Raw genomic sequence first — 220 nt, 5'->3', positions numbered from 1 at the left:
ATGACACCGGCAGCCAGGGTTACACCAATCAGAGCCACTACCCGCCCGGTAAAGTTGAGGGTTTCGTAGTAGGCGGTGGTGAGGTCCATCCCCTGTTTTTCTTTCGCCAATATCACCGTTAACACGTATAAGGCATAGTCGACACCAATGCCCACCCCGAGGGCAATCACAGGCAACGTAGCTACTTTCACACCCATACCCAACCACACCATCAGTGCTT

At 53.2% G+C, this 220-nt stretch carries 1 protein-coding gene; it reads right to left on the bottom strand.

Features of this window, described 5'->3' with window-relative positions; translation table 11 throughout:
- The coding region (locus A3709_RS15695; protein ID WP_156507799.1) for an MMPL family transporter at positions 1 to 220 on the bottom strand (220 nt) is incomplete at both ends.

Source organism: Halioglobus sp. HI00S01, assembly GCF_001635445.1.
Lineage (GTDB): Bacteria > Pseudomonadota > Gammaproteobacteria > Pseudomonadales > Halieaceae > Halioglobus > Halioglobus japonicus.
Note: the sequence above shows the minus strand (reverse complement) of the source record. Positions and strands in the feature narration are given on the sequence as shown.